A 7,755-nucleotide genomic window follows, 5' to 3' on the forward strand; every position below is an offset into this window, starting at 1 on the left:
CTGGGCGCGATGGGCTACAAGTTCCAGTTCGTCACTTTGGCCGGCTTCCACAGCCTCAACCATGCGATGTTCGAGCTCGCCGGCGGCTACCGCGACCGCGGCATGTCGGCTTATTCCGAGCTGCAGCAGGCCGAGTTCGCCTCCGAGGCCGACGGCTACACCGCGACCCGCCACCAGCGCGAGGTCGGCACCGGATACTTCGACGCCATCGCCACCGCCATTTCGGCCGGCGCCGCATCGACCGTGGCCCTCAAGGAATCCACCGAAGCCGCCCAGTTTGTCGCGGCCGAGTAAGGGAGTGAGCAGCATGGCACAGCGTTATTGGGTGATCGGCGGCGAATACCGCGACTGCCAATTCGACGAAGTGGTCCCGGGCACGGAAGAAATTTCCGGCCCGTTCCCCGACGCGATGCGCGCGCGCACCGAGTGGCAGCGCCTGACCTTCCGCGACCGCTGCGCCGCGACCACCCGCTACGTGAGCGCCCAAGAAGCGCGCGTGTGAACGATACGATCGAGCGGCCGCGCGTCGCGGCCGCGCCCTCGGCGGTCGCCGGGGCCGACGCCATATTGTCCCCCGACGCGCTCGATTTCATCGCCGAGCTCCACGTCCGCTTCGATGCCCGCCGCCGCGCCCTGCTCGACGCCCGCGCCGAGCGCCAGCTGCGCTTCGATGTCGGCGAGCTGCCCGATTTCCTCTCCGAAACAAAAGACATCCGCGACGCCGAATGGACCGTCGGCGCGATTCCCGCCGACCTCCAGGACCGCCGAGTCGAGATCACCGGGCCGACCAACGCCAAGATGATCATCAACGCGCTCAACTCGGGCGCCAAGGTGTTCATGGCCGACTTCGAGGACGCCACCGCGCCGCTGTGGGACGAACTGATCCAGGGCCAGGCCAACCTCCGCGGCCGTTGGCAAGGCCGCCTCGACTTCACCGACGACACCAGCGGCAAGCACTATGCGATCGGCGACGACCCCGCGGTGCTGCTCGTCCGCCCGCGCGGCTGGCACCTCGACGAGCGTCACCTTACTGTCGACGGCCGCGCGGTCGCCGGCGGCCTGGTCGATTTCGGCCTCTATCTGTTTCACAACGCCCGCGCCGCGCTCGACGCCGGCTCGGGCCCCTATTTCTACCTCCCCAAGCTCGAGAGCCACCACGAGGCCGCGCTATGGAGCGACGTGTTTGCTTATGCCGAGCAACGCCTCGGTCTCGCGCGCGGGACGATCAAGGTCACGGTGCTGATCGAAACCATCCCCGCAGCGTTCGAGATGGACGAGATCCTCTACGCGCTCAAAGAAAACATCGTCGGCCTCAACTGCGGCCGCTGGGACTATATTTTTTCTACGATCAAGCGCCTCGGTCGCACCCCCGACCGCCTGACCCCCGACCGCTCGGCGATGACCATGGATAAGGCCTTCCTCGCCGCTTACTCGCTGCGCCTGATCGCCACCTGCCACCGCCGCGGCGCCTTCGCGATGGGCGGCATGTCGGCGTTCATCCCGGTCAAGGGCGACGAGGCGGCGAATGAGTTGGCAATGGAAAAGGTCCGCGCCGATAAAGAGCGCGAGGTCGCCAACGGCCACGACGGTACCTGGGTCGCGCACCCCGCGCTGGTCGCGGTCGCGCTCGAGGCCTTCGAAGCGATGCCCGGCCCCAACCAGCTCGACAAAATCCCGGACAACATCCCCGGCCGCGAGGAAATGCTCGAGCTGCATACGGGCGAGCGGACCGAGGACGGCGCGCGCGAGAACATCCGCGTCGGTGTCCAATATCTCGCTGCCTGGCTCGGCGGGAAGGGCGCGGTGCCGCTCTACAATCTGATGGAAGACGCCGCGACCGCCGAAATCTGCCGCTCGCAACTATGGCAATGGCTGCGCTTCGAAGCGCCGCTGTCGAATGGCCAGACCTTCACCCGCCCCCTGTTCGACCGCCTGTTCGACACCGAACTCGTCCGCCTCGCCGATGTGCCGAACATCCAGGAAGCAGCCGCGCTATTCCGCCAGATGGTGACCGCGGAAGAGTTCGAGGAATTCCTGACCCTCCCGGCCTACGAACTGCTCGACTGAACCACGTCGACATTCGACTTACGGCGGACAGTCCCCCCTCCACGCGCGTTCAATATCTCAACGGAACGACCGTTGCAGTTCTTGACGCACTTCGCGTGAGCCACGTTGGGCGAGCTCGTAAGCATCGAGCTTTTGATCGATGTCAGTGATGTACCGGGTCAGGTCGCGATCCATTCCGGAAGCGGCGCGCAATTGCTCCACGGCGCTGGCGATCAACTTCCTCTCCATGCCGGCCTGGCACGACGCCGGAAGCGTTCGGATCACGGCACCCTCTACCTCTCGAACTTGTTCGCCGCACCGGGAGCGGATGCTCTCCTGGACCGAGTAAGGCATCTCTCGGCGAATGCGGTCGCGGTAGGGAGGAACATCCCTGATATTTGCGTCGATCGTCCGCAAGCCAAGATAATGAAGGTCAAGCCGCTCGCGCAGCTGCTGGTCGCCGATGCGCGAGAGACCGCCGGTCGCGACGAGCTCGTCGTAGGTGAAGCGACGCATTGGCCGCTGCCTAATTTGTGAGGCCTGGTAAGCGTTGACAAGAAACCCCTCGCCGATGTCCGCATCAGGCGACAAAAATCCTTCAAGCGCCTTGAGCGCATGATGCCGGACGCTTTTGTATTAGAGTTGCCGTCCTGCGAGATCGATCTCGTTAGTCCGCAAGTCTTCGATCAGCCGCATACGGTCGGTTCTGGCCGCCGTCTCGGTCAGGCGCGCCTGGTTCCAATTATTTGCCTGGATACCAAGGAACACGCCCACGAAAACGATCAACACGTCGATCAAAACTGCGAACCAATTATGGCTTGTGACATGCTCGCGGATTTGGCGAATGGCCATCGTGATCCCCTCTGCGGACCCCAAGCGAGCGTGTTGTAGCATTGCCGATCGTGTTTCGCTCGCCTCATGGCAGCAAGGCCAGCTTTGTCGCGCACGCAATCCGTGCCGGTCCAAGCCACTCATGCCTGCTTTCCCCACAAAGGCAGACCGTTGCGCGCCAACAAAAAGGGCGCCGCGGATTGCTCCGGGCGCCCTTTTGGTTCGGTTAGAAGGGGAGGCCTAGGCCGCCTTCTTCTCTTCCTTCGGCAGTGCCTTCTTGGCCTGCGCGATGATCGCCGAGAACGCTTCACCCTCGTGCATCGCGATGTCGGCCAAAACCTTCCGGTCGAGGTCGATGTTCGCCAGCTTGAGCGCGTGGATGAACTGCCCGTAGGTCAGCCCCTCGGCGCGCACCGCGGCGTTGATGCGCTGGATCCACAGCGCGCGGAACGAGCGCTTCTTCACCTTGCGGTCGCGGTAGGCGTATTGCCCGGCCTTCTCGACCGCTTGGCGGGCGATGCGGATGGTGTTCTTGCGGCGACCGTAATAGCCCTTGGCCTGGTCGAGGATCCGCTTGTGCTTGGCGCGCGTGGTTACGCCGCGCTTGATGCGTGCCATGTCCCGCTACTCCTTACTTGAGGCCGTAGGGCGCCCAAAGCTTCACCCGCGCCGTATCGGCGTCGGCGAGAACTTCGGTGCCGCGGTTCTGGCGGATATACTTTGCGTTGTGGCTAATCAGGCGGTGGCGCTTGCCGGCAACGCCGTGCTTGACCTTCCCGCTGGCCGTCAGAGAGAAGCGTTTCTTGACGCCGCTCTTGGTCTTGAGCTTGGGCATTTTCGTCTCCTTGCTGCCCGCGCGATCCTGAGATCGGGGGCGACATTAGCGAACTGCCACGGCAGCCCTAACTGGCCGGGCCGTTCGTTTTCCACTGATCTGGAAGGTGAGCGCCTATAAGGGCGGGTCCCTCGATTGGCAAGGAGCGAGTCGCCATGGCGCATGACCAGCAAGGACCTTCGGGCGGGGTCACCGCCCACCTCACCATCCGCGATAACCGCGCCGCCGAGGCGATCGGCTTTTACGCCAAGGCGTTCGGCGCCGAGGAAGCGATGCCCGCGGTCAAGGAGGAGGGGGGCGAGCGGATCATGCACGCGCACCTGCTGCTCAACGGCGGCCATCTCATGCTCAACGACGATTTTCCCGAATATGGCGGCGCCGCGAGCCCGCCGGGCAGCGTCACCCTCCACCTACAGGTGAGCGACGCCGACGCAGCGTGGAATAGCGCGCTGGAAGCCGGCGCCACCGAGAAGATGCCGCTCGCCGACCAATTCTGGGGCGACCGCTACGGCCAGGTCACCGACCCGTTCGGCCATACATGGTCGATCGGCGCGCCGGCGGTGCCGAAGCAGGATTAAGCGCCCCCCGCCGTCAGTGCGAGGAGCGGTGGCGACGCGGCAATCCAGATTTTCACACGAAGGCACGAAGAAGCAGGAAGGCGCGAAGAGCAGGCACACCGGGCGAAGCCCAAGCAATCTCTTCGTGCCTAAATTCGTGCCTTCGTGCCTTCGTGTGAACCCTCTGGATTGCGTCGCTTCGCTCGCCATGTCGGAAGGTGAACCTGCCCCAAAGCCCGTATCCCCAGCGCGGCACGCCGCTGCCGCCGCGGCGTTGAACTGGCCTGATTCGCCAGGAGCAACACCATGCCCGACAAGACCATCGTAGACCTCAGCGAAGCGATGCGCGACATTGACTTCTGCCTGCTCACCACGATCGGCGAGCGCGGCGGATTGCGCGCGCGCCCGATGAGCAACAACCGCGAGGTCGACTTCACCGGCGACTGCTTCTTCTTCACCTGCGGCGACACCCGCAAGGTCGCCGACATCGAACGCGATCCCGCCGTCGCGCTCGGCTTTCAGGGCAAGGCCTCGCTGCTCGGCGCACCCGGCATTTTCATCTCGGCCGAGGGCCGCGCCGAGCTGATCCGCGACAAGGCGGCGTTCGCCGAGCATTGGGTCAAGGATCTCGACCGCTGGTTCGAAGCCGGCATCGACACCCCCGGCCTGACCTTGATCAAGGCCCGCGCCGAACGCATTCATTATTGGGACGGCGCCGACGAAGGCGAAATCGCGCTCTAGGCTTCGCCAGCTCAGTCATGCGCCGCGTAATCCTCGGCGCCCATGAAGTGCAGCGAGACGTAGGGTTCATCGCCCACCACCCAGCTGTCGTGCCCGGGCGGAATGTAGAACAAATCGCCGGCGCGCATCTCGATCACGCGCCCGTCGTCCATCGCCGCCACCGCGCAGCCCGACACCACCATCCCGACATGCTCGACCAGGCACGATGTCTGGCCGAGCGCGGCGCCGACATGCACCGACCATTTCCACCCCGGCTGATAGGTCGCGCGCCCGATCGTCATCCCGCGGAGGCTGACCAGCTCGAATTTGCCTAAGTCGAACTCGCGGACCTCGTCCGGCGCCTCGAACCGCTTGAGGACGACCTCCAGATCCATCAGTCGAACAGGCTGGACACCGAGCTTTCATCGGCAATCCGGCGGATCGCCTCGGCCAGCAGCGGCGCGATGGTCAGGCGGCGGATCTTGCCGTCCTTGGCGTCGGGCTCGCCGCTGGTGATGGTGTCGGTGACCACCAGCTCGGCCAATTCCGACGCCGCGACGCGCGCCGCGGCGCCGCCCGACAGCACGCCGTGGGTCGAGTAAGCGAACACGTCGACGGCGCCCTGCTGCTTGAGCGCCGAGGCGGCGTTGCACAGCGTCCCCGCCGAATCGACGATGTCGTCAATCAGGATGCAGGTGCGGTTGGAGACGTCGCCGATGATGTTCATCACCTCCGATTCGCCGGCGCGCTCGCGGCGCTTGTCGACGATCGCCAGCGGCACGTTGCCGATGCGCTTGGCCAGGCTGCGCGCGCGCACCACCCCGCCGACGTCCGGCGAGACGACGGTCAGCTCGCGCTTGCCGAAGCGCGCCTTGATGTCGGCCGCGATCACCGGCGAGGCGAACAGATTGTCGGTCGGGATATCGAAAAAGCCTTGGATCTGGCCCGCGTGCAAATCGATCGATAGCACCCGGTTGGCCCCCGCGACGGTGATCAGATTGGCGACCAATTTGGCCGAAATCGGCGTGCGCGGCCCCGGCTTGCGGTCCTGCCGCGCGTAGCCGAAATAGGGCAGCACCGCGGTGATCCGCTTGGCCGAAGCGCGCCTCAGCGCGTCGATGCAGATCAGCAATTCCATCAGATTGTCGTTGGCCGGATAGGACGTCGACTGGAGCACGAACACGTCCTCGCCGCGGACGTTCTCGTTGATCTCGACGAACACCTCCTCGTCGGCGAAGCGGCGCACGCTGGCCTGGGTCAGCTTGACCTCGAGATAGTCGGCGATCGAGCGGGCCAGCGGCAAATTGCTGTTCCCGGCGAGCAGTTTCATGTGTTTCGGTCCCCCAAGGCGCGGCGTCAGCGCCGCCTTAGCCAGCCCCGCCCGGATGCGCAAAGGTTGCGGGGGGCAGCGCGGGCGTTAAAGCGCTGGCGATGACCGCCGACCGCCTGATCATCGCTCTCGCCCAGATGAACCAGCGCGTCGGCGACCTCGCGGCCAACGCCGCGGCGATGCTCGCCATGCGCGACCAGGCCAAGGGCGCCGACCTCCTGCTGTGCCCCGAGCTCCAGCTCACCGGCTACCCGCCCGAGGACCTCGTGCTCAAGCCCGAGTTCGTGCGGCGCACGATGGCGGCGGCCGAGCGGCTGGTCGACGCCACCGCCGCGCCCGGCCCGGCGATGCTGATCGGCACCCTCGTCCACGAAGGCGGCCTGACCTACAACGCGGTGCTGCTCGCCGACGGCGGCCAGGTCATCGGCCGCACGCTCAAGCGCGAATTGCCCAACTACGGCACGTTCGACGAGAAGCGCGTGTTCGCTCCCGGCCCGCTGCCCGAGCCGCTCGAGTTCCGCGGGATAAAACTCGGCGTGCCGATCTGCGAGGACATCTGGCAGGAATCGGTGTGCGCCCACCTCGCCGCGGCCGGCGCCGAAATCCTGCTCGTCCCCAACGGCAGCCCGTACGAGATCGACAAGGACGATTTGCGCCAGCGCCTGGTGCGCAGCCGCGTCACCATCACCGGCCTGCCGCTCGTCTATTTGAACCGCGTCGGCGGCCAGGACGAACTGGCGTTCGACGGCTCCTCCTTCGTCATGCACCCGGACGGTGAACTGGTGGTCCAGCAGCCCGACTGGGAAGAAGACCTCCTCCTCACCGAATGGAATCGCGAGGGCGCCAAGAACGGGGGCGGCTGGCGCTGCGCCACCCGCGCCTCCCACGCGCTCGATCCGTTTCCGGAAGACGTCTACCGCGCGATGATGGTCGCCCTGCGCGATTACGTGACTCGCAACGGTTTCCCCGGGATCATCCTCGGCCTGTCGGGCGGGATCGACAGCGCGCTGTCCGCCGCGGTCGCGGTCGATGCGCTCGGCCCGGACAAGGTGTGGGGCGTCATGCTCCCGTCCAAATACACCTCGACCGAAAGCCTCGAGGACGCCGCCGAATGCGCCCGCCTGCTCGGCTGCCGCCACGACAGCGTCCCGATCGTCCCCGCGGTCGACGCGCTCGCCGCCATGCTACCCGACGTGTCGGGCCTCGCCGCGGAAAACATCCAGGCGCGCCTGCGCATGGTCGCGCTGATGGCGCTTTCCAACGCCCACGGGCACATGCTGCTGACCACCGGCAACAAGTCCGAAATGTCGGTCGGCTACGCCACCCTCTACGGCGACATGGCGGGCGGTTTTTCCGTCCTCAAGGATGCCTACAAGTCGACCGTCTTCGCGCTGTCCAAATGGCGCAACCGCGCCCGCCCCGACGGCGCGCTCGGC

The 7,755-nt window shown here is 65.9% G+C and carries 11 protein-coding genes and 1 pseudogene; 6 read left to right on the forward strand and 6 right to left on the reverse strand.

Going from position 1 to position 7,755, the window contains the following annotated elements; all coding sequences use genetic code 11:
- The 3 genes and pseudogenes from RMP08_RS01240 to aceB form a co-directional block, all read left to right on the forward strand.
- Positions 1–294: pseudogene (locus RMP08_RS01240) on the forward strand (isocitrate lyase); the annotation flags it as partial.
- A 13-nt stretch (positions 295–307) separates the two neighbouring features.
- Positions 308–502, forward strand: a complete 195-nt coding sequence (locus RMP08_RS01245) for a hypothetical protein (protein WP_310467130.1) — start codon at positions 308–310, stop codon at positions 500–502.
- Positions 499–2,067 carry a malate synthase A gene (aceB, locus tag RMP08_RS01250; RefSeq protein ID WP_310467131.1) on the forward strand — a complete coding sequence of 523 codons (1,569 nt, stop codon included), beginning with the start codon at positions 499–501 and terminating at the stop codon, positions 2,065–2,067. Before RMP08_RS01245 ends, aceB begins: the two co-directional genes overlap by 4 nt.
- A gap of 57 nt (positions 2,068–2,124) precedes the next feature.
- Here the strand turns inward: aceB and RMP08_RS01255 are convergent, their stop codons facing one another.
- From RMP08_RS01255 to rpmI, 4 genes are all read right to left on the reverse strand, one after another.
- A complete protein-coding gene (locus RMP08_RS01255) occupies positions 2,125–2,562 on the reverse strand; it encodes a hypothetical protein (RefSeq protein WP_310467132.1) in 438 nt (145 codons plus the stop codon).
- Between the two features lie 120 nt (positions 2,563–2,682).
- A complete protein-coding gene (locus RMP08_RS01260; protein WP_310467133.1) occupies positions 2,683–2,898 on the reverse strand; it encodes a hypothetical protein in 216 nt (71 codons plus the stop codon).
- 219 nt (positions 2,899–3,117) lie between these two features.
- Positions 3,118–3,495 (reverse strand): 50S ribosomal protein L20, encoded by a 378-nt coding sequence (gene rplT, locus RMP08_RS01265; RefSeq protein WP_310467134.1) that lies wholly within the window; start codon positions 3,493–3,495, stop codon positions 3,118–3,120.
- 13 nt (positions 3,496–3,508) lie between these two features.
- On the reverse strand, positions 3,509–3,712 hold the full coding sequence (rpmI, locus tag RMP08_RS01270) for a 50S ribosomal protein L35 (protein ID WP_310467135.1): 204 nt from the start codon (positions 3,710–3,712) through the stop codon (positions 3,509–3,511).
- Between the two features lie 155 nt (positions 3,713–3,867).
- Between rpmI and RMP08_RS01275 the strand changes: the two genes are divergently transcribed.
- A complete protein-coding gene (locus tag RMP08_RS01275) occupies positions 3,868–4,290 on the forward strand; it encodes a glyoxalase/bleomycin resistance/extradiol dioxygenase family protein (protein ID WP_310467136.1) in 423 nt (140 codons plus the stop codon).
- A 285-nt stretch (positions 4,291–4,575) separates the two neighbouring features.
- Positions 4,576–5,010 carry a pyridoxamine 5'-phosphate oxidase family protein gene (locus tag RMP08_RS01280; RefSeq protein WP_310467137.1) on the forward strand — a complete coding sequence of 145 codons (435 nt, stop codon included), beginning with the start codon at positions 4,576–4,578 and terminating at the stop codon, positions 5,008–5,010.
- Positions 5,011–5,021: 11 nt separating this feature from the next.
- Here the strand turns inward: RMP08_RS01280 and RMP08_RS01285 are convergent, their stop codons facing one another.
- Both RMP08_RS01285 and RMP08_RS01290 read right to left on the reverse strand, forming a co-directional pair.
- Positions 5,022–5,384 (reverse strand): cupin domain-containing protein, encoded by a 363-nt coding sequence (locus RMP08_RS01285; RefSeq protein WP_310467138.1) that lies wholly within the window; start codon positions 5,382–5,384, stop codon positions 5,022–5,024.
- The gene (locus tag RMP08_RS01290; RefSeq protein ID WP_310467139.1) at positions 5,384–6,319 is read right to left on the reverse strand and encodes a ribose-phosphate pyrophosphokinase; all 936 of its coding nucleotides are present in this window, start codon (positions 6,317–6,319) and stop codon (positions 5,384–5,386) included. Before RMP08_RS01290 ends, RMP08_RS01285 begins: the two co-directional genes overlap by 1 nt.
- Positions 6,320–6,420: 101 nt before the next feature.
- Here RMP08_RS01290 and RMP08_RS01295 point away from each other — a divergent pair.
- Positions 6,421–7,755: NAD+ synthase (locus RMP08_RS01295; RefSeq protein WP_310467140.1), on the forward strand; the 1,335-nt coding region annotated here is incomplete at its 3' end.

It is taken from the genome of Sphingomonas sp., assembly GCF_031426035.1.
Taxonomy (GTDB): Bacteria; Pseudomonadota; Alphaproteobacteria; order Sphingomonadales; family Sphingomonadaceae; genus Sphingomicrobium.

What these genes read in the sequence shown, in the direction of transcription:
- RMP08_RS01290 (WP_310467139.1), bottom strand. Translation starts at nt 6,319, where the DNA reads ATGAAACTGCTCGCCGGGAACAGCAATTTGCCGCTGGCCCGCTCGATC.
- RMP08_RS01275 (WP_310467136.1), top strand. Translation starts at nt 3,868, where the DNA reads ATGGCGCATGACCAGCAAGGACCTTCGGGCGGGGTCACCGCCCACCTC.
- RMP08_RS01255 (WP_310467132.1), bottom strand. Translation starts at nt 2,562, where the DNA reads ATGCGTCGCTTCACCTACGACGAGCTCGTCGCGACCGGCGGTCTCTCG.
- RMP08_RS01260 (WP_310467133.1), bottom strand. Translation starts at nt 2,898, where the DNA reads ATGGCCATTCGCCAAATCCGCGAGCATGTCACAAGCCATAATTGGTTC.
- RMP08_RS01245 (WP_310467130.1), top strand. Translation starts at nt 308, where the DNA reads ATGGCACAGCGTTATTGGGTGATCGGCGGCGAATACCGCGACTGCCAA.
- RMP08_RS01280 (WP_310467137.1), top strand. Translation starts at nt 4,576, where the DNA reads ATGCCCGACAAGACCATCGTAGACCTCAGCGAAGCGATGCGCGACATT.
- rplT (WP_310467134.1), bottom strand. Translation starts at nt 3,495, where the DNA reads ATGGCACGCATCAAGCGCGGCGTAACCACGCGCGCCAAGCACAAGCGG.
- rpmI (WP_310467135.1), bottom strand. Translation starts at nt 3,712, where the DNA reads ATGCCCAAGCTCAAGACCAAGAGCGGCGTCAAGAAACGCTTCTCTCTG.
- RMP08_RS01285 (WP_310467138.1), bottom strand. Translation starts at nt 5,384, where the DNA reads ATGGATCTGGAGGTCGTCCTCAAGCGGTTCGAGGCGCCGGACGAGGTC.